This is a genomic window from Shewanella sp., from assembly GCF_013214165.1.
Classification (GTDB): domain Bacteria; phylum Pseudomonadota; class Gammaproteobacteria; order Enterobacterales; family Shewanellaceae; genus Shewanella.
This window is the reverse complement of sequence record NZ_JABSSM010000027.1, coordinates 1-18,936: the sequence shown is the minus strand read 5'-3', so window position 1 is coordinate 18,936 and position 18,936 is coordinate 1. Positions and strand designations below refer to the sequence as shown.

Genomic DNA, 18,936 nt, shown 5'->3' with positions numbered 1-18,936 from the left:
TTTGTAAGCGGCAATATTTTACTATAATGCCGCTTTTGTGTTGATTAGAATATTCCTCAGCCTTAGGTTTGCGGATTAAAGGAAAGAGTTAGATGCGCAGTCAATATTGTGGGGACGTTAACAAGTCTCACGTTGGACAAGAAGTGACCCTAGTGGGTTGGGTAAATCGTAGTCGTGATCTTGGTGGAGTGGTTTTTCTCGACTTAAGAGACAGAGAAGGGATCGTACAGGTTGTTTATGATCCGGATTTACCTGAAGTGTTCGACGTTGCCAGTAGCCTGCGCAGTGAGTTCTGTGTCCAAATAAAAGGCGTGGTCTGTGCTCGTCCCGATAGTCAGATCAATGATCAGATGCGTACCGGTGAGATTGAGATCTTGGGCAAAGGGCTAACTATCTTAAATAGCTCGGCACCTCTGCCTATCAATATGGATAAGAATCAGCACAACACGGAAGAGCAGCGACTCAAGTATCGTTATCTTGATCTGCGTCGTCCTGAGATGGCCGAACGTATTATTTTTCGCGCTAAAGTCACCAGCGCCGTGCGTCGTTTCCTCGATGGCAATGGTTTCCTCGATATCGAAACGCCTATCTTGACCAAGGCGACGCCGGAAGGTGCACGAGATTATTTAGTGCCTAGCCGTACTTATAAGGGGCAATTCTTCGCGCTGCCTCAGTCTCCACAGCTGTTTAAGCAGTTATTAATGATGTCGGGGTTCGATCGCTACTATCAAATCGTTAAGTGTTTCCGTGATGAAGACTTACGTGCCGATCGTCAGCCTGAATTCACCCAAATCGATATCGAAACCTCGTTTATGTCTTCTGCGCAGGTCATGGATAAAACCGAAGAGATGATGCGTGGTCTCTTCAAAGAGTTACTCGATGTTGATCTCGGTGAGTTTCCTAAGATGACATTTGCCGAAGCCATGCGCCGCTTCGGTTCCGATAAGCCAGATCTGCGTAACCCGCTGGAACTTATCGATGTGGCCGATCTTCTTACCGACGTCGATTTTAAGGTGTTCCAGGGACCAGCCACGGATCCTGAGGGGCGTGTGGCGGTACTTTGTGTGCCAGGTGGTGCCAAGTTATCGCGCAAGCAATTAGACCAATATGCTAAGTATGTCACCATCTATGGGGCTAAAGGCTTAGCATGGATGAAGGTCAACGAGCTGGATAAAGGGCTCGAAGGCATTCAATCTCCGGTACTTAAGTTCCTTAATGAAGATGTTGTTAAGGCACTGCTTGAGCGTACCAAGGCAGAGTCTGGCGATCTGATTTTATTTGGCGCAGATAAAGCAAACATCGTTGCCGAAGCCATGGGCGCATTGCGCATAAAAGCGGGAGAAGACTTCGACCTGCTAAAGGGCGATTGGAAACCACTATGGGTCGTCGACTTCCCTATGTTCGAGCCTACTTCAGACGGTGGATTGCATGCCATGCATCATCCATTTACCGCGCCGAGCGGGATGACACCGGAGCAACTCGAAGCCGACCCGACTTCGGCTATCTCAGATGCCTATGATATGGTGTTAAATGGCTGTGAGCTTGGCGGTGGTTCAGTGCGTATTCATAACAGTGAGATGCAAACCGCCGTGTTCCGTATTCTGGGTATCGAAGAAGAAGAGGCCAATGAGAAGTTTGGCTTCCTACTAGAAGCATTGCGTTACGGTACACCACCTCATGCAGGTTTGGCTTTCGGCTTAGATAGAATCATCATGTTAATGACCGGGACATCCTCTATTCGTGATGTGATGGCATTCCCTAAAACCACTACAGCGGCTTGTCCTCTGACCAATGCACCTGGGTTTGCCAATCCTGAACAACTCGTCGAGTTAGGCATCGGCGTCATCGAAACCGAAACAGAAAAAGAAACACCTGAGTAATCGATAAGCAGCCGGGGCGACTCGGCTTTTTTATTCTAATCTTATTCGAGCCTCATTTAGCGTTAACATATTACACTTTCATCTTCTTCGCGAAAATTTCCCTCTTCGAAATCAAGGAGCGTTCACATGGCAGGTCACAGTAAATGGGACAACATCAAGCATCGTAAGGCGGCGCAAGATGCCAAACGTGGAAAGCTATTTACCAAGTTTATTCGTGAATTAACCGTCGCTGCCCGTGAAGGCGGCTCGGATGCCGATTCTAACCCCAGATTACGCGCTGCTATCGATAAGTCGCTGTCGAATAATATGACTCGCGATACTATCGAACGCGCCGTTAAGCGCGGGGCTGGTGAGCTAGATGGTCAGATACTAGAGACCATCATGTATGAAGGTTATGGACCCGGTGGCACGGCCGTCATGGTCGAAACCATGACGGATAATAAGAACCGTACGGTATCTGGCGTGCGTAATGCGTTCAGCAAGTCCGGCGGTAACTTAGGCACCGACGGTTCGGTGTCATATCTGTTCGATAAGAAAGGCATCATCTCTTATGGCGAAGGAACGGATGAAGATATCGTCATGGATGCGGCCTTAGAAGCGGGCGCCGATGATGTGGTCAGCCATGAAGATGGCGCCATCGATGTCTTTACTAGCCCGGAAGATTTTGGCGCAGTCAAAGATGCCTTGGATGCTGCGGGTCTTAGCTCTATCAACGCCGAGGTGACTATGGTGCCCTCGACTAAAGCCTGTCTCGATGCTAGCACAGCGGCTAAATTCCTGCGCTTGATTGATAATCTTGAAGATCATGATGATGTCCAAGAGGTGTATCATAACGCCGAGATCTCAGATGAAGTGATGGAGACACTAGAATAACCTATGTCAATAATTCTCGGGATCGATCCCGGCTCTCGGATCACCGGTTATGGAGTGATCAAACGAAATGGTAGGCACCCTATATACTTGGGAAGTGGCTGTATACGTACTAGTTCAGAAGATTTCCCTTATCGCCTTAAACAAATTTTCGATGGTGTTTCCGAAATAATACGCCAGTACCAACCCACTGAATTTGCCATAGAGCGCGTTTTTATGGCTAAAAATGCCGACTCGGCGCTTAAATTAGGCCAGGCCAGAGGCGCTGCCATCGTTGCCGCGACCAATGCCGATCTTCCTGTGGGTGAATATTCAGCGACCCAGATAAAAAGTGCCGTGGTCGGCACGGGTAAGGCGCAGAAATCACAAGTTCAGCACATGGTACAGCAAATTCTTAAATTGTCGGCTTGCCCACAAGCCGATGCTGCCGATGCATTAGGTGTCGCAATTTGTCATTTTCATACCAGCCAAAGCTTGTTGGCTTTAGGTGGAGTGGCAAGCAAAAGAACATATGGACGATATAGATGATAGGTCGACTGCGAGGTTTACTGCTTGAGAAACAAGCCCCCGAGATTTTGATAGAAGTGAGTGGCCTGGGTTACGAAGTCCAGATGCCCCTCACCAGTTTCTATGCACTCCCTGAGCTCAATCAAGAAGCGATAGTCTACACCCACTTTGTGGTTCGTGAAGATGCTCAGCTTCTCTATGGATTTATGACTAAGCAGGAACGGGCCCTGTTTCGTTTATTGATTAAAACCAATGGTGTCGGGCCTAAGCTGGCATTAACTATTCTGTCTGGTATGACATCGGCCGAGTTTGTTGCCTGCGTCGAACGGGACGATATTGCCACCCTAGTCAAGTTGCCTGGGGTCGGCAAGAAGACGGCCGAACGACTACTGGTAGAGATGCGTGATAAGCTCAAGAGTCTGATGGAAGCCTCGGCGGGATCCGAGCGAGAATTTATGCTCAAGAGCAACTATAGGCCGGCAAAGATAGTCAATACCGCCGAAGATGATGCGATTGCCGCTCTGTTGGCCTTAGGCTATAAACCTGCACAGGCGAGTAAGTCGGTGTCGGCGGCTTACCAGGACGGAATGAGTTCTCAAGAGCTGATAAAGTCCTCACTCAAGTCGATGTTGTAACATGCAAGATGTAATCTAAAGAGAGATAAATGATAGAAGCCGATCGTATTATTCATGCAGAGCCTCAAGGCGTTGAGCTGTATGAAGAGCAGGTAGATAGAGCCATGCGCCCTAAGTTACTCGATGAGTATACGGGACAGGATGCGACTCGCGCTCAACTCAAGGTATTTATTCAGGCGGCGCAGAATCGCGGCGAAGCACTGGATCATATGCTCATCTATGGCCCGCCTGGTTTAGGTAAAACGACCTTGGCTCTCATCGTAGCCAATGAAATGGGCGTCAATATCAAGTCGACCTCGGGCCCAGTGCTGGAAAAAGCGGGTGATTTAGCGGCGCTACTGACCAACCTTGAATCTGGTGACGTGCTCTTTATCGATGAGATCCACAGGCTGAGTCCTGTGGTCGAAGAGATCCTTTATCCCGCGATGGAAGACTATCAGCTGGATATCATGATAGGTGAGGGGCCTGCAGCTCGGTCAATTAAACTCGATTTGCCCCCCTTTACCCTGATTGGCGCGACAACCCGAGCGGGAGCGTTAACGTCTCCCTTACGGGCTAGATTTGGTATTCCCCTGAGGCTTGAGTTTTACAATGTTAAAGATCTCAGCACCATAGTGACCCGTTCGGCCAAAGTACTCGAGCTGCCTATCGACGATGAAGGTTCGCTGGAAATTGCGCGACGCTCTCGCGGCACGCCTCGAATCGCTAACCGTTTATTGCGACGTGTCAGAGATTACGCCGAGGTTAAACATGACGGTGAGATCGATAAGCGCGTTGCCGATCTCGCCTTAGACTTGCTGGATGTCGATGTCGAAGGTTTCGATTATATGGACAGAAAGCTCTTGCTGGCCATCATAGATAAATTTATGGGTGGGCCTGTGGGTCTGGATAATTTGGCTGCTGCGATTGGAGAGGAGCGGGAAACCATAGAGGATGTACTGGAGCCTTTCCTTATTCAACAAGGCTTTATTCAGCGAACGCCTCGTGGACGTATTGCCACTGGGCGTGCCTATCAGCACTTTAATATGATCCAGCCAGAAAAAAGCTAACAGGTTAGCTTGTGCCCGTTAGGACTATTGGAGGGCGATGATGCTTATCATTGCTCTTCAATCGTTAAGGTATATTGTGGGTATTTTTGTCCCGCAGTACTTTTTTTCCCCGCCACCACTTTAGCCCCTATGTCTAGATACTCGCCGTTGAGCCCAGGATTGTCTAAACCAGACACGGGCAAGCCCTTATAGGTCTTATTCTTGTATCTCACTCTGAGGGTTTTTAAATTGATCTTAGTTTCATTCGCGAGTTGAAAAAAATTTATGGTGATAGGTGCATTCGTATCTGAGGTCACCAGATAGCGTCCTTGGTGGTAATCATTATCGAGCAGAGTCGCATTGGTAGAATTACCTAATTTCCCCTTCCAATTGACCATTACCGTGGTACTTCTCGTCAGATTTTTGATCACAGCTGGGTATTTCAACGGCTGTATTTCTGTGATTGTGATGCTGGCGCTTACCGGCAAAGACAGCAAGATAAGACACATCATCGCTATGTGCTTCATTAGCTGAATTGATGGCTTGGTTAAATGACCACCTAGGTGTGTTTTCAACCTCTTTTTGATGTTGGGCATTGCTAATCTCTTTATTTTTGACAGCGATCAATGAGGCTGCGTTAGTGAAGAGTCTTGGTTCCTGACTGTAACTTATATTCACACACAAAAAGTAAGTGAATATATCTCTTTTAATCAATACGTTAGGTTCACACTCTCCCACGACCCCCTAATTGTGTCAAGCTTGTGTTAAAAGTGTTTCAAATGTAAATAAAGTGTTGCTAAATATTTCGTGTTTGATAACCTAATAACCAGGCGCTACTCAAAGTGCCTTTTAAACATCGACTTATGTGACTCACTCACTAGAAAAACACCTTGGGAAACCATTATGAAAAATCAAATACTCCTCTCGACCCTGATAGCCTCAACATTACTACTGTCTAGCCAAGCTGACGCCACCCAAACAACCGGCACCGCTAATTTTAATTTGGTTTACCCAATTACAGTGACAGAAGCCACTGCAATGGAATTTGGTGATATTGATATATCTGTCGATGGCACCTGTGCCCTCGATTATGCCAATGCCACAACGGGTGCAAGCTGTATCGCTGGCGGTGCAACTGCGGCCTCTGGTGACTTCACCATCACAGCGGCTAACGGGATCGTGAACATCACACTTTCTGGCCCCGATACTTCGGTAGCGGGTGTGACCTTTACCCCTACGGTTGCCAGCCCAACGGTGACAGTTGCAGCTAACACTGCAAGCTTAAAAGTCGGCGGTACACTTGCAGTCGTTGCTGCGTCTGCCAGTGCTGGTGCACATGCTTTAAGCTACACGGTAGATGTGATCTACTAAGATTGACTGCCCTTATTCAAACTCTCCTGATTGTGATCTTTACTGGATAGGGATGAGGGCAGCATTTTTGCTCGTAGTAAGCTAACCAAAAATCATGGGTAAGTGTTGCATATAATCTAGCTGGGCGATGTTATGAACAAAATTTCTATTGGCTGTATCGCAGCCTTATTTTGCAGTTTTAATCTAGATGCAAATCTGCTTGTCACACCAACCCGTGCAGAACTCGATGATGTCAGTCAACGTAGTAGCGTATTTTCTCTGGTGAACAAGGGCACGAGTACGGCTCGCTATAACATCTACTTTGAGGATAAGGTGCAACTCGCCGAAGGCGGTTATCGTGCTGTTGATGACAGCAAAGCCGTATTATCTCAGTTTGTTCGATATTCGCCAAGGCGAGTGACTCTCGAACCTGAGCAGGGGACGCGGGTAAGAATGGCGGTTAGAATACCTAAAAACACGCCGATCGCCGAGTATCGTAGCTATATCGTTTTTCATGAAATCCCGCTTACGCCCGTAATTTTGAATGAAACCAGTGATGATAATACTGACACATTTAGTCTCTCGGTTACGGCTTATATGCGGATCTCAATTCCTGTCATCTTAAGAGTCGGCGACCTCAATGGAGAGGTGACGATAGATGCAGTGACTGATGAGAAGGTCCAAACTAGCCTTAATGTCACTATCATGCGCCAGGGTCAACGCAGTACTTATGGGGATATTGAATTATTTGTCGAAAAAAATGCACACGGCATGATTCAACTTGAAAGTGTGGGAAGTGTAAAAAATGCGGCAATATACACTGAACTTGATAAGAGAAGCTTCTCGGTAACCTTATCCAGAGCGCTTAAGAAGGGCACCGAAGTTATCGTTCGCTATACGGAAAGTAAGACCCTTAAGGATGCAAAAATCGTCGAAAAACGTATCGTTATTTAATGTCGATAAATACGTCTCGATATGCATCAGCCAAGCCGAAGTCAACATAAACAGAAAAAACATGGTGTGTTCAGGACGATGTTATTGTCGTTTTCTATCTTGCTATTACTGGGTTGTCTGTTGTTGACAGAGCTTAGATCCAGTCTTGTCGATGATGTCACTAGTCACCAGCTTGCCTTCGATGAAACTGCAGCCAGTATGGCCTCGAACCTGACTAAGGCATCGTTAACACCAGATAGATATTTAGCCGCAAATAATAGATATTTAGCGGCAAATAATAGATATTTAGCGGCAAATAAGCCTAGCAGGCATGTTGACACAAGCGTTAGCAGTAACAAGGCAAAGCAAATGAGTGTTGTTGAGCACGATGTCCGAGCTGCTCGGTTCATCCCGCACCAAGCCGCTCTGCCTCCTTGGCAGAAACAGCCAACATTTATCCCAGAGCTAGACACAGTTCAAAGCAGAGTCATTCAAGGAGAAGTCATTGTTAAATCAGTGCCGACGCAAAAAAGTGTTATCCATGGAAATAAAAGACAGATAGAACAGGAGGACTTTCAAGAAGCCTCCCGTGACTCTATGCAGCAGAGAGTAGCAACTTGGGCTGGTCACTCGATACGCTGTGGTCGCCCCCTGTCTATTCCATATCAAGATGCCCCCGCCTCACAAGACCTCTTCATTATCAGTCAGCTTAAATATGGTAAGTTGCTCTTGAGTGATGAGCTATTTGCTTATCAAGAAGAAGGTAAGCAATACCTTCCTATGCAACTTCTTGCCGAATTACTCATGCTGCCCATTCAATTCGACGCTAACACCAGCAGTCTTAGTGGCTGGTATCTCTCTCCCGAAAAAACTATCGATGTTAGCAATAACTTGATGATATTTTGGGGAAATGGAACGAACTGTAATATAGAAAAAACCAGAGTGTTTTATGATGACTGGGATCTCTATGTCGAGCGCAGAGTCATCGAACTGATGTTTGGTATAGAGATAGTCTTTGAACCCTCTAGGCAAGGTTTCTCTATCGCTGAATCTGCCACTATCCCTCTGTCACAGATACAAGAGAGAAAGAGAAGGTATGAGCTTTTTACCGCTCAGCAGGATCTAAATAATAAGCTAAAGGTTAAAGAAATTAAAAGAGAAGATGCCATGATAGGGGATCTTGCTATGGGTTTAGATCTCGGTATTGTTTCCCAAAAAACACTCGATATACACAAAACACAGGTGGAAGGATTTATTCAAGCCCGCAGTGATATCGCTGGGCATAATGTATATGCAGGTTATTCCTGGTCTGAAACTGATGAAGTGATCAATGCCTATATAGAGAAGACGTTAGCCAATTCTTGGGTTAAACATTATCGTATCGGTAGCATAGAATCTCATTCCATGCCCTTGATATCCGAATCGAGTGAAGGCGTCGGCATCAGAGTCACCGCGGGTGAAGGCTTTACCGAGGATTTTCGTTATATCACGGTCGAGGGAGAGGTAGAGCCTGATTGGGACGTAGAGCTTTACCGCAACAATAGTTTGATATCAATACAGAGAGTCGGTTCAAATGCGCATTATCGATTTACTCAGGTTCCTTACTATATGGGTCTCAATCAATACCAATTACGATTCTTCGGCCCTAATGGTGAGACGAGAAGTGAATCTTTTAGCAAGATGTTGGATCATTCCGTATTAGACAAGGGCAGCCTAGGTGTTAGCTACGGAGCCATGCTGAGAGAGCAAGATGACTTGCAGCAACATTATGTCAATGTAAATTGGGCCGCAACGGATAGCCTGACGACAGGCGTCTCGATTGTTAAGCAGGAGATTGCAGCAGATGACTGGCTAATTATTCCTAAAATAAGTGTTAATTTTTTAGGTGAAAAAAATCTTATCCAGGTCAATTATGCCGATACTGGTGATGGTTTTGCCACCGGAGTCATAGTTCAGGGAAGTGGCGAAGATATTGACTGGTTAGCCGACTGGGAGTTCTTCGAAGATTTTTTGAGTTGGGAGAACCCGGATGACAGGCTTAACCAACAGGCACAGCTCAATTTAAGCGGTAGCTTTGCTGTGTCAGATCTTAGCTGGGCATTATCCGGTAATTGGAAAGATCATGGGGTGGCCAGTGATTTTCTGCAATTTAATGCCAGGGTCTCTGGCCAATATCACAGGTTCTCCTATAGCAATGAGTTCAGATGGCAATCTTCTCTGCATAAAAATAGAATTTATAATCGAATCGCGGCGTCGGGAAAAGTGCAAAATTGGTATTTAAGAAGTTATCTTGACCTGGCAGTTGCGCCAGAGCTCGAAGTCAATCAGTGGGTCTTGAATGCAAATTCATCGATAAGTGACAGGCTTAATTATCAGGTAGAATTGAATTATCACCCGCAAAGTGATGTTGCATTTAGCGTACGTAACTCCCTTGCTTATCTATTTGATCATAGTGCATTACGTCTGGTGGTAGACACGCATTCCGATGGCGACTGGCTCGCGCAGTTAAGGTGGAACAGTTCGCTGCTATGGCAGCCGGAGACGAATCTTTGGCTGCTGGACAGGATAAGCTATCTCAACACTGGCGCCGTAAAAATCATCGCATTTCAAGATGATAATGCGGACGGCGTGTTCAATGATAATGAACATGCGGTGAGTGGCTTGAGTTTTTCTGGCCATAGTCAGTCCGACAAGACGACAGATCATAATGGTGAGTTGTTGATAACCCATCTACAAACGACAAGGCCTCAACGTCTGTTACTCAAAGAGCTGAGCCTTGCGGATCCTTTTCTTGTCCCGGTGGCGATTGCTATCACAGTGAATGCACACCCAGGAAATATTCAAGAGATCTTGTATCCCGTCTTATACACTGCAGAACTCGAGGGTAACGTGATGAGACTCAATGCCGGTAAGCTCCAACCGGCAACGGGCATGTTAATCACAATAAGTAACCAGGCATTGAATCGCGAATACAAGACCCGAGTAGAATATGATGGTGTGTTTATATTTGACCGTGTGATCCCGGGGCGATATCAAATCTTTATCGAAGATAAACTAACGGCTGATCTAGTTCTCAAACCCGGTGATTATCTCGAGCTAGATACCATCACGCTAGAACACTAGCCATAGGCTGACTTTCTGAGTGCTTTACTGAAGTATCTTGGTATTTTTGAGCGGTTTCACCGCGGTATAAACATTTACTCCCTATAATCAAACCAGACTTAACCTAGCTGGTTTTATATGTTAACGACTTATCTTCTCGCATCAGCCATTGGTCAGGCAAGCTTTAGCCTAGTTGTGCCACTGCAGATAGCCGAAACACAAGGTATTAATTTTGGTGATATTGCTAACCTAGAGTCGGCGCGATGCCGAGTGGTTGCTAATCTAAGAACCGGTGACGCCTGTGTGGAGTCCGAATGGGCCACTGGCGTGATCCGTGTTTCTGGCGCTGCAGATGAGAGAGTAATGATAAACTTATTACCAGTGTTCGCTGATGATATCAGTTTCATCCCATTACTATCTAACGGCACTCAGTCTGATATGTATCTTGTACAAGATGGCGGGGTAGATATTACTATAGGTGGAGAATTAAGCTTGCATAAGCCTTTACCACTCGGACAATACCAAATCAGTTATATGGTCGAAGTCATTTATCAATAACGTAAATAAATATAACAAATAACGTGTTAAGCGTGGGTTTTAATATACTCGTATCAATCACCTCTTGGTGATATTAATAAAAATGTAACTCGCTAACCGATCGCGTCGATAAATATCTTCAATTGCACATACCATTGTGACAAGTTGTTGCCAGCTGTATCTTATTGTAATTACCCCCTGTGTTAATAATATTTTAAATGTTATTTAATACACGAAAGCATCCCTGAACCTAAGCTGACAAATAAGATAAACATACGTAACTATGATTGACCTTAGTCAAAAAAACATCATGGAATGGCGTGTTATATAATGCCATTCAGCAAGGAATGTGATCTAGATCACACTTTTGGTTATTTGATAGGTTGTAAAACTGTTAACTAATCGCTAGGTGTATTCTCTGCCTAATTGGCATTATTTAAGTTTATCATGCTGTTTGATAACGTCTCCCTGCTCTTTAGTTTTATAAATACATCGATTCAACACTAGCTAGCATCTTTAGCTTAACCTTTTCGTATCAGTAGTTAATTAAATTGGTGATTGACTCATTTATGGTGAAACTATAGTTTCAATTTCAACGCCATCAATATCGATTAACAAAGCCGTACACATTGGTAATAAATAAAGGTAGTTGGCGCAATATAAAAACAAATAGTGAGCAAATAATAAGTTAGGGAGTACATCTTAATGATAAGAACATCGCTGCATTCAAGTAGTAAGTTATCGCAAGCTATCAAGCTTGGGTTAATCGCATCGGTTTCAACGGCTACATTCACAGTATCAAACACGGCATACGCACAAGAAGAAACAGCTAAAGTAGAGCGGATTTCAGTAACGGGCTCCCGCATTCAACGTCAAGACATGGAAACGGCTTCACCGGTTACCATTATCGATGCGGCAACCATTAAAGCAGAAGGTTTTACGTCTGTAGACCAAATGCTACAAGCACAGACTTCAATGGCAGGTGCTGCTGTTGGCTCAAGCACCAACAATGGTGCTGACGGTGTTGCTCAGGTTGACCTTAGGGGGATGGGCTCTCAACGTACTCTGGTATTGCTCAATGGTCGTCGCATGGTGAATTCAGGTTCTGGTGCTAACAGCTCTGTGGATCTCAACTCTATCCCTATCGCCATGATTGCACGTGTTGAAATTCTAAAAGATGGTGCATCGGCTGTATATGGCTCAGATGCCATCGCCGGTGTCATTAACATCATCACTAAGCAAGACTTTGAAGGCTTCCAGATTGATGTGACTGGCGGTATGACCGATAAGAGCGACGGTGAAAACGGCGAAATCAGTGCACTTTACGGTTTTAACACAGATACCGGTAACTATACGTTCGGTGCAGCTTACTCAGAACGTCGCGGCGTGATTCAGTCGGATCGTGATTGGACAGATCCAGGTGCTAGCGCAACTATTCCTACTGGCTCACTTGATGGCATGGTTAAAGATGAAAATGGTAATTGGGTGGACCGTACAGAAGGTTACGATTATACCCAAGACAGTTTTTATCAGACGCCAAGTAAGCGCTACAGCTTGTTCGCCAACATGACCCAAGAGCTTGGCAGCGATATCGTGCTAACGGGTGATATTATTTACACCAAGCGTAAGTCACACCAGCAGATGGCAGCTCAGCCAGCTGACCTGGATCTGGATGTTTGTGCAGCCGGTGACGATCCAGGTACCTGTGTAGAACTTGACCAAGATATGCTCGATGCAGGCATAATGCCAAACGACAAAGGTCAAGTTAATTACAGAAAACGTATGAATGACGTGGGTCCACGTATTTATACTCAGGACACAGATACATTGCGCGTCTCTGCTGCTCTAGCAGGTTCAATCGATGTTAATACCGGTATGGACTGGGATATTTCCTACACTTACGGTAAAAACAAAGCTAAAACCGCGGTAGAAAACTCGATCAATGCATCAATCATGACGGATGCAATCTATGCAGATCAAGATGCTTGGTTTACTGGTCAGCCGATGACAGACCAAGACTTGCTCAATAGTGTCGCTTACACTGAAGAAGCTGATGGTGGTAACGAGCAGCATATTTTCTCTGCTGGTTTAACCGGTGAGCTATTTGACCTTGATGCAGGTGCTGTCGCCTATGCTATTGGTGCAGAATACCGCTATGAAAGTGGTTTCTACAATCCGGATCCAATTGTTGTCGCTGGTGAGAGCACGGCTGCTCAGCAAGACCCTACCGATGGTAGCTACAGCGTAGTTTCTGTGTTCCAGGAAGTTAGCGTTCCATTTACTGATAAGCTAACCGGTGAATTCGCACTTCGTTTCGACGATTATTCGACGTTCGGTAATGCATCTACATGGAAAATTGGTTTAACATATGCGGCGACAGATGACTTGATGATCCGTACCGTTGCAGCAACAGGCTTCCGTGCTCCTAGCGTTAGCGAGCTATACGCTGGAAACTCAGGTTCATACGATTTCCTGGACGATCCTTGGGGAAATGAGCAAGACAAACAGATCTTAGTTAATCGTACTTCGGATGATGATCTTAAACCTGAAGAGTCTGAGTCTTACACTGCTGGCCTAGTGTATTCGCCTAGCTATATCGAGGGTATGTCACTGACATTGGATTGGTGGCGCTTTAAAGTCACCAATGCGATTGCTCGCATGGATACGCAAAATGGCCTAAACAACTGTCATGCGGGTGATCAAGCAGCATGTGAAGCGTTTAACATCGGTCCAAATGGTGATCTAGATAACCTAACAAGCACATTGATGAACGTTGGTTACCAAGATACTAGCGGTATCGATTTTAACTTAGTGTATAGCTTTGAAGCGTTAAGCCTAGATTGGACCATCAGCAATGACACCACTTACTTGCTGAACTTTGAGCAAGATGGCGTCGATTACACTAACACCATCGATGGTAACTTCGGTGCCTATGCTCAAGTACGTAACAACTTCAGCATCAAAGCTGGCCAAGGCGACTGGAGTGTAATGTACTTCAACCGTTATATCGGCGAAATGGATGATCACTATAAAGATAGTGACGGTGTCGCTCAAATTGGTACTGCTGAATCAATGCTTTACCACAACATCTCTGCTAGCTACTTTATCAATGATACTTGGATGTTGAGTGCCGGTGTTAAGAACTTGACTGACGAAGAGCCATCAAGGGTTTCTAACGGCAGTGACGGTGGTACGGTACCAGAAGTTTATGACACCGTTGGTCGTCAGTATTATGCTGGTGTGACGGTGAAGTTCTAATCTTTAGTGTTTAATGCTTAAAATGTTTAATGCTAAAAAAAGCGCCTCGGGGCGCTTTTTTTATGCCAATAGAATGACCCTAAAAATATTAACCTAGGCCCTTAGATGCTGAACTCATCTGGATGAGTTCTATCTTGTAGCCATCAGGATCTTCTACAAAAGCTATCTCTGTCGTGCCTCCAGCCACGGGACCCGGCGCTCTGACTATGTTTCCCCCTGCGGCTGCTATCGCCTGACAACGGCCATAGATGTCTTGTTCACCTATGGCTAAGTGACCAAAGGCATTACCCATCTCATAGCTATCGTTATCCCAGTTGTGAGTCAGTTCTATAACGCCGGCACCGGCAGATTCGTCATCGAAGCCGACGAAGGCGAGGGTATATCTATATTCGGTATTCTCAGACGTTCGCAGTAGTTTCATACCCATAATTTGAGTGTAAAAGTGAATACTTTTTTCGAGATCGACGACACGGATCATGGTGTGTAAAAATTGAGACATTAAAACCTCGCTAGTGTTTAATTTATTAAAAAATGCAGCCTGCTTGTTAAAGATTATAACCCATTGGTTCTAAAATCTTCGGCACATTTATTTCATAACGTGTGTAGGAAATTAACCTAGGTGTAGATCACACTCTGATGCTTTTATGGTGTGAAATTCAGTTTTTTCTTACGATAATGCGTCATCTAGTTGATTGATACTGACATTGAATAGGAAAATGAATGAATACTGAATTAAAAATGGCATTGGGTTTGAGTGCGATCATTGGCGTATGTTTATCTATCTTCTTTTGGAGTATGTTTTAACGCTTATCCTCAAGTGTCATTTAGCTTAAAAAGCCACCGAGCGGCTTTTTAAGCGTTTGTAATACACGGGTTTAATCCTCTGGATAGACCTTGTCTTTAAACTCACATAAGTCTTCTATCAAGCAACTCCCACATCGCGGTTTTCTGGCTAGGCAAGTGTATCTGCCGTGAAGAATAAACCAATGGTGAACATCGACCATAAACTCTGACGGCACGACCTTTAACATCTTTTGCTCGACCTGATCGACATTTTTCCCCATGGCAAACTTGGTTCTGTTCGCGACTCTGAATATATGGGTGTCTATGGCGATGGTAGGCCAACCGAAGGCAGTATTGAGTACCACGTTAGCCGTTTTTCGTCCAACACCAGCAAGAGACTCCAAGGCCTCACGATCTTCAGGGACTTGCCCCTGATATTTCTCGATTAAGATCCCACAGGCTTTAATGACATTGACAGCCTTAGTATTATATAAACCAATGGTCTTGATAAAAGTCTTCAAGCCATCTACACCTAAGGCATAGATGGCCTCTGGGGTATTGGCGACAGGAAAAAGCTTATCGGTTGCCTTGTTAACGCTGACATCGGTAGCCTGCGCCGAAAGGGTAACCGCCACCAGTAATTCGAACGGGCTAGAGAAGTTTAGCTCAGTCTCTGGATGGGGATTATTTTCTCTGAGGATCTCTAATATCCGCTGACGTTTATCTTTATTCATATTTTTTCTTATACTTGCATCTAATGAGGTTCAAGATTTCCTGCATAGTGGGTAGAATTAGCTGACTTTAGTAATTCTTGCTCTCGTTACCGGCCCTTGTACCGCCACATCTGGCTGCTGGTCTGCGATTTTTTTATCGATTACATTTTTCAAGGCGATCAAGAATCCCATGCCGATGAAAGCGCCAGGTGGGAGCATAGCCAAGAGAAAACTGGTCTCAAAATGCCAGAGATGTATCGTGAGTCCTGCCGCCCAATCACCGAGTAACAGGTCGGCGCCATCAAACAAGGTCCCTTGTCCAAGGATTTCTCTGCAGGCGCCTAAGATGGCTAAGACAACTAAGAAGCCTAACCCCATCATAAAGCCATCGAACGCAGACCTTAGCACAGAATTACGCGATGCAAATGCTTCGGCGCGGCCAATAATCACGCAGTTGGTCACAATCAAGGGCAGGAAGATCCCCAAAGACAAATAGAGTCCATAAGCGTAGGCATTGATAAGCAGTTGCACACTCGTCACCAAGGCGGCGATGATCATCACAAACACAGGAATACGGATCTCTTTTGGTACATAATCTTTGACTAAAGAGACTAAAATATTAGAGCAAATCAACACCAACATGGTGGCTAAACCTAAGCCTAACGCATTGGTTAACGTGGCTGTCACTGCGAGTAAGGGGCACAGTCCTAAGAGTTGTACCAGGCCTGGATTGTTCTTCCATAAGCCTTGGAAGGCAATCTCTTTATATGCACTCATAGCACTGGGTTTTGCCTCTGCGGCTATATCCTGTACGGGCTCATCGACGGCTTCGCTATTAGATCCATTCATCGGTAATCAACCTCACAGTTTGCAGGGCGCTTGAGTAAAATATCACTGTTTTTATTGAAATAACTCAATGCGTTATGTACGGCTTTGACATAGGCCCTAGGGGTGATTGTTGCGCCGGTAAATTGGTCGAAGTCACCGCCATCTTTCTTAACCTTCCAGCGTTTATCTGTATCAGATTGAAGCATCTTCTGGTTGAAGCTCAGAACCCAATCAGATTTTCTCAGGTCTATTTTATCGCCGAGCCCAGGAGTTTCTGCATGGGAAAGCGTCCTGACTCCGAGCACTGTTCCGCTGCTGTCGATGCCAATGATCAACTTTATATTGCCATTATACCCATCCGGGGCAATGGCTTCCATGGCGATGGCGACGGGAATAGACTGACTCGTGGCGATATATGCGGGCAGCGGCATATCGATACCCATAGCATCTTCATCGTGGATCAAGATACAGTATTCGCTTAGTTCATTGTCATGCATGGCGTCGGGAATTAGCTGATGCAAGGTACGTTTTAATTGCAGCTGTTGTTGCTGTTTAATTTTATCGACAGTTTGATCGTTGACCACGGCCACAAAAGCGGTGCATAACAGAGCGAATAGTCCCAGCAATAAGCCGTTTTTTAAGATTGATTTCTTCATATGTAATTCTCTGTATTAGCTTCTGGATCTGTGACCATAAGTTCTGGGCTTCATATAATGATCGATAAAAGGTGCACACAGGTTGGCGAGTAAAATGGCAAAGGCATAAGCATCCGGGTAACCACCATAAGTACGTATGATATAGACTAAGACTCCGATCAGTGCGCCGAACAGCAATCGTCCTCTGACACTGGTCGCTGCGGTGACCGGATCGGTAGCAATGAAAAAAGCAGCCAGCATGGTTGCACCAGAGAACAGGTGAAATAGAGGACCCGCTTGGGTATCCGGATTGAGAATAAACCCTATGCTTGCACAGATGTAGAGCGCTCCTAGGAGTCCCGTACTGATATGCCAGCGGATTAACTTCATCTTTATCATGGCAAGTCCACCGGCGAGATAAGCCATATTGACCCAAAACCAGCCGACGCCATAGCCATCACTAAAAATAGATTTAGTCAGGCTTTCTGTACTGGTGAATCCCATGGCAAGATCCGTTTTTAAGGTATCTAGTGGGGTGGCCATAGCAATACCGTCGAAGCCCATCTTGTAAGCACTGATCTCCAGTGGGCTGCCGCCAATAAATATCATCTGCAAACTGGCTAATATATCCAGTGGTTGGTCTGCAATAACACTCGGCGCGACCCAGCTGGTCATCTGAACCGGGAAGGAGATCAGTAGCATGACGTACGCCGCCATTGCCGGGTTAAATATGTTATGCCCAAGTCCACCATAGAGATGTTTAACTATGATGATCGCAAACATGGCACCGATGAGGGTTAACCACCAAGGCGCAAGTGGAGGCACGGCTATGCCGATAAAGAGGGCTGTCAGTAAGGCGCTATTATCTTTTAGTGTGGCTAATACGGGTCTTTTTCTTAATGTTAACACGCTAGCTTCACAAAACAGCGCGACGCAGATGGCAAGCAGCAGTTGAATGATGGTGCCCCAACCAAAAAAATAGCATTGCACAGCTACGCCAGGTAAGGCGCACAGTAGCACTCTTTGCATCAAGGTACTGGTTTGGAATCGACGGCTCAAATGAGGCGAAGAGGCAATCTTAAATGCCATCAATTAATCCTTATCATGTTCTGTGTTGTTGCTGATTTTCAGGGCAGCCTTCTTGGCTTTAGCCTTGGCAACGGCGGCGGCAATTCTGGCCTTCTTGTCGTCGACAGGCGCATTTAGGGTATCAGTGTCCTCAGCGCTAATGCCAGTTGAAGAGTCTGCAGCGTCTTGTTTCACGCCTGCTTTCTTGGCTTTAGCTCTCGCGACAGCCGCTGCTATTTTTGCCTGCCTCTCGTCTGCAGGAGCGCTCGTTTCTGGCATTGAACTTGTTATGTTACTTGCGGTAACGTCTTGGGCTGCGGCGGATTTTTGTGCCGCTTTCTTAGCTTTGGCACGGGCCACCGCGGCGGAAATATCTTGGCGTTTATGGTCTGACCCAGTCTCAGTCTCAGTCTCAGTCTCAGCCCCAGCTCTTGTGCTTGTGGTACTTGTAGAGTCTGCTTGTGCGTTCGCGGCTGCTTTCTTTGCTTTAATTCTTGCCATGGCGAGGGCGACGGCATCTTTATCCGATGAGGACATGTTTGACTTGCGCCTCTGTGCAGATGCTTTTTGTTTCGCTTCCCTTGCCCGTTTTTCATCTTCTAGGCGTTGGGTACGAAGATCGAATCTTTGTTTTGCCAGTTCTGCCTGTTTTTTCTCTTCGGCTTCGGCTTTTATCGCAGCTTTAGCGATACGATAGTATTCAACTAAAGGGATTTCACTGGGACAAACGTAAGTACAGCAACCACATTCGATGCAGTCGGCCAAGTTAAAGCTAGTGGCTTTATCGTATTCTTGAGCCTTTGCATGCC

At 45.7% G+C, this 18,936-nt stretch carries 16 protein-coding genes and 1 pseudogene; 10 read left to right on the top strand and 7 right to left on the bottom strand.

The window, feature by feature from the left end:
• The first annotated feature begins 92 nt into the window (after positions 1 to 92).
• The 5 genes from aspS to ruvB all read left to right on the top strand — a co-directional run bounded on the left by aspS (position 93) and on the right by ruvB (position 4,941).
• Positions 93 to 1,880 (top strand): aspartate--tRNA ligase, encoded by a 1,788-nt coding sequence (gene aspS, locus HRU42_RS09825; protein ID WP_295030690.1) that lies wholly within the window; start codon positions 93 to 95, stop codon positions 1,878 to 1,880.
• Positions 1,881 to 2,006: 126 nt separating this feature from the next.
• Positions 2,007 to 2,753 (top strand): YebC/PmpR family DNA-binding transcriptional regulator, encoded by a 747-nt coding sequence (locus HRU42_RS09820; protein ID WP_295030687.1) that lies wholly within the window; start codon positions 2,007 to 2,009, stop codon positions 2,751 to 2,753.
• Positions 2,754 to 2,756: 3 nt separating this feature from the next.
• Positions 2,757 to 3,278, top strand: coding sequence for a crossover junction endodeoxyribonuclease RuvC (gene ruvC / locus HRU42_RS09815; protein ID WP_295030685.1), 522 nt, complete (start codon positions 2,757 to 2,759; stop codon positions 3,276 to 3,278).
• Positions 3,275 to 3,892 carry a Holliday junction branch migration protein RuvA gene (ruvA, locus tag HRU42_RS09810; protein WP_295030684.1) on the top strand — a complete coding sequence of 206 codons (618 nt, stop codon included), beginning with the start codon at positions 3,275 to 3,277 and terminating at the stop codon, positions 3,890 to 3,892. Before ruvC ends, ruvA begins: the two co-directional genes overlap by 4 nt.
• Positions 3,893 to 3,921: 29 nt before the next feature.
• Positions 3,922 to 4,941: a Holliday junction branch migration DNA helicase RuvB gene (gene ruvB / locus HRU42_RS09805; RefSeq protein ID WP_295030683.1), complete on the top strand. Its 1,020-nt coding sequence runs from the start codon at positions 3,922 to 3,924 to the stop codon at positions 4,939 to 4,941.
• A 47-nt stretch (positions 4,942 to 4,988) separates the two neighbouring features.
• Here ruvB and HRU42_RS09800 read toward each other — a convergent pair whose 3' ends face one another.
• Positions 4,989 to 5,516 (bottom strand): hypothetical protein, encoded by a 528-nt coding sequence (locus HRU42_RS09800; protein WP_295030681.1) that lies wholly within the window; start codon positions 5,514 to 5,516, stop codon positions 4,989 to 4,991.
• A gap of 307 nt (positions 5,517 to 5,823) precedes the next feature.
• Here HRU42_RS09800 and HRU42_RS09795 point away from each other — a divergent pair, with 307 nt between their 5' ends.
• The 5 genes from HRU42_RS09795 to HRU42_RS09775 all read left to right on the top strand — a co-directional run bounded on the left by HRU42_RS09795 (position 5,824) and on the right by HRU42_RS09775 (position 14,100).
• Positions 5,824 to 6,291 (top strand): hypothetical protein, encoded by a 468-nt coding sequence (locus HRU42_RS09795; RefSeq protein WP_295030679.1) that lies wholly within the window; start codon positions 5,824 to 5,826, stop codon positions 6,289 to 6,291.
• Positions 6,292 to 6,423: 132 nt separating this feature from the next.
• A complete protein-coding gene (locus HRU42_RS09790) occupies positions 6,424 to 7,224 on the top strand; it encodes a hypothetical protein (RefSeq protein WP_295030678.1) in 801 nt (266 codons plus the stop codon).
• A gap of 78 nt (positions 7,225 to 7,302) precedes the next feature.
• The gene (locus HRU42_RS09785; RefSeq protein ID WP_295030676.1) at positions 7,303 to 10,326 is read left to right on the top strand and encodes a carboxypeptidase regulatory-like domain-containing protein; all 3,024 of its coding nucleotides are present in this window, start codon (positions 7,303 to 7,305) and stop codon (positions 10,324 to 10,326) included.
• A gap of 117 nt (positions 10,327 to 10,443) precedes the next feature.
• Positions 10,444 to 10,863: a hypothetical protein gene (locus tag HRU42_RS09780; protein WP_295030673.1), complete on the top strand. Its 420-nt coding sequence runs from the start codon at positions 10,444 to 10,446 to the stop codon at positions 10,861 to 10,863.
• 684 nt (positions 10,864 to 11,547) lie between these two features.
• Positions 11,548 to 14,100 carry a TonB-dependent receptor gene (locus HRU42_RS09775; protein WP_295030671.1) on the top strand — a complete coding sequence of 851 codons (2,553 nt, stop codon included), beginning with the start codon at positions 11,548 to 11,550 and terminating at the stop codon, positions 14,098 to 14,100.
• Positions 14,101 to 14,188: 88 nt separating this feature from the next.
• Here HRU42_RS09775 and gloA read toward each other — a convergent pair whose 3' ends face one another.
• The 6 genes and pseudogenes from gloA to HRU42_RS09745 form a co-directional block, all read right to left on the bottom strand.
• Positions 14,189 to 14,599: a lactoylglutathione lyase gene (gene gloA / locus HRU42_RS09770; protein ID WP_295030670.1), complete on the bottom strand. Its 411-nt coding sequence runs from the start codon at positions 14,597 to 14,599 to the stop codon at positions 14,189 to 14,191.
• A 376-nt stretch (positions 14,600 to 14,975) separates the two neighbouring features.
• Positions 14,976 to 15,617, bottom strand: a complete 642-nt coding sequence (gene nth / locus HRU42_RS09765; RefSeq protein ID WP_295030668.1) for an endonuclease III — start codon at positions 15,615 to 15,617, stop codon at positions 14,976 to 14,978.
• 57 nt (positions 15,618 to 15,674) lie between these two features.
• A complete protein-coding gene (locus HRU42_RS09760; protein ID WP_295030757.1) occupies positions 15,675 to 16,373 on the bottom strand; it encodes an electron transport complex subunit E in 699 nt (232 codons plus the stop codon).
• Between the two features lie 68 nt (positions 16,374 to 16,441).
• Positions 16,442 to 17,080: an electron transport complex subunit RsxG gene (rsxG, locus tag HRU42_RS09755; protein WP_295030666.1), complete on the bottom strand. Its 639-nt coding sequence runs from the start codon at positions 17,078 to 17,080 to the stop codon at positions 16,442 to 16,444.
• 15 nt (positions 17,081 to 17,095) lie between these two features.
• A complete protein-coding gene (gene rsxD / locus HRU42_RS09750) occupies positions 17,096 to 18,148 on the bottom strand; it encodes an electron transport complex subunit RsxD (RefSeq protein WP_295030665.1) in 1,053 nt (350 codons plus the stop codon).
• A 3-nt stretch (positions 18,149 to 18,151) separates the two neighbouring features.
• Positions 18,152 to 18,936, bottom strand: a pseudogene (locus HRU42_RS09745) (electron transport complex subunit RsxC); the annotation flags it as partial.

Bases quoted from the DNA above. Each gene is read 5' to 3' on its own strand.
- aspS (WP_295030690.1), top strand. From the start codon at position 93: ATGCGCAGTCAATATTGTGGGGACGTTAACAAGTCTCACGTTGGACAA.
- HRU42_RS09820 (WP_295030687.1), top strand. From the start codon at position 2,007: ATGGCAGGTCACAGTAAATGGGACAACATCAAGCATCGTAAGGCGGCG.
- ruvC (WP_295030685.1), top strand. From the start codon at position 2,757: ATGTCAATAATTCTCGGGATCGATCCCGGCTCTCGGATCACCGGTTAT.
- ruvA (WP_295030684.1), top strand. From the start codon at position 3,275: ATGATAGGTCGACTGCGAGGTTTACTGCTTGAGAAACAAGCCCCCGAG.
- ruvB (WP_295030683.1), top strand. From the start codon at position 3,922: ATGATAGAAGCCGATCGTATTATTCATGCAGAGCCTCAAGGCGTTGAG.
- HRU42_RS09800 (WP_295030681.1), bottom strand. From the start codon at position 5,516: ATGCCCAACATCAAAAAGAGGTTGAAAACACACCTAGGTGGTCATTTA.
- HRU42_RS09795 (WP_295030679.1), top strand. From the start codon at position 5,824: ATGAAAAATCAAATACTCCTCTCGACCCTGATAGCCTCAACATTACTA.
- HRU42_RS09790 (WP_295030678.1), top strand. From the start codon at position 6,424: ATGAACAAAATTTCTATTGGCTGTATCGCAGCCTTATTTTGCAGTTTT.
- HRU42_RS09785 (WP_295030676.1), top strand. From the start codon at position 7,303: ATGTTATTGTCGTTTTCTATCTTGCTATTACTGGGTTGTCTGTTGTTG.
- HRU42_RS09780 (WP_295030673.1), top strand. From the start codon at position 10,444: ATGTTAACGACTTATCTTCTCGCATCAGCCATTGGTCAGGCAAGCTTT.
- HRU42_RS09775 (WP_295030671.1), top strand. From the start codon at position 11,548: ATGATAAGAACATCGCTGCATTCAAGTAGTAAGTTATCGCAAGCTATC.
- gloA (WP_295030670.1), bottom strand. From the start codon at position 14,599: ATGTCTCAATTTTTACACACCATGATCCGTGTCGTCGATCTCGAAAAA.
- nth (WP_295030668.1), bottom strand. From the start codon at position 15,617: ATGAATAAAGATAAACGTCAGCGGATATTAGAGATCCTCAGAGAAAAT.
- HRU42_RS09760 (WP_295030757.1), bottom strand. From the start codon at position 16,373: ATGAGTGCATATAAAGAGATTGCCTTCCAAGGCTTATGGAAGAACAAT.
- rsxG (WP_295030666.1), bottom strand. From the start codon at position 17,080: ATGAAGAAATCAATCTTAAAAAACGGCTTATTGCTGGGACTATTCGCT.
- rsxD (WP_295030665.1), bottom strand. From the start codon at position 18,148: ATGGCATTTAAGATTGCCTCTTCGCCTCATTTGAGCCGTCGATTCCAA.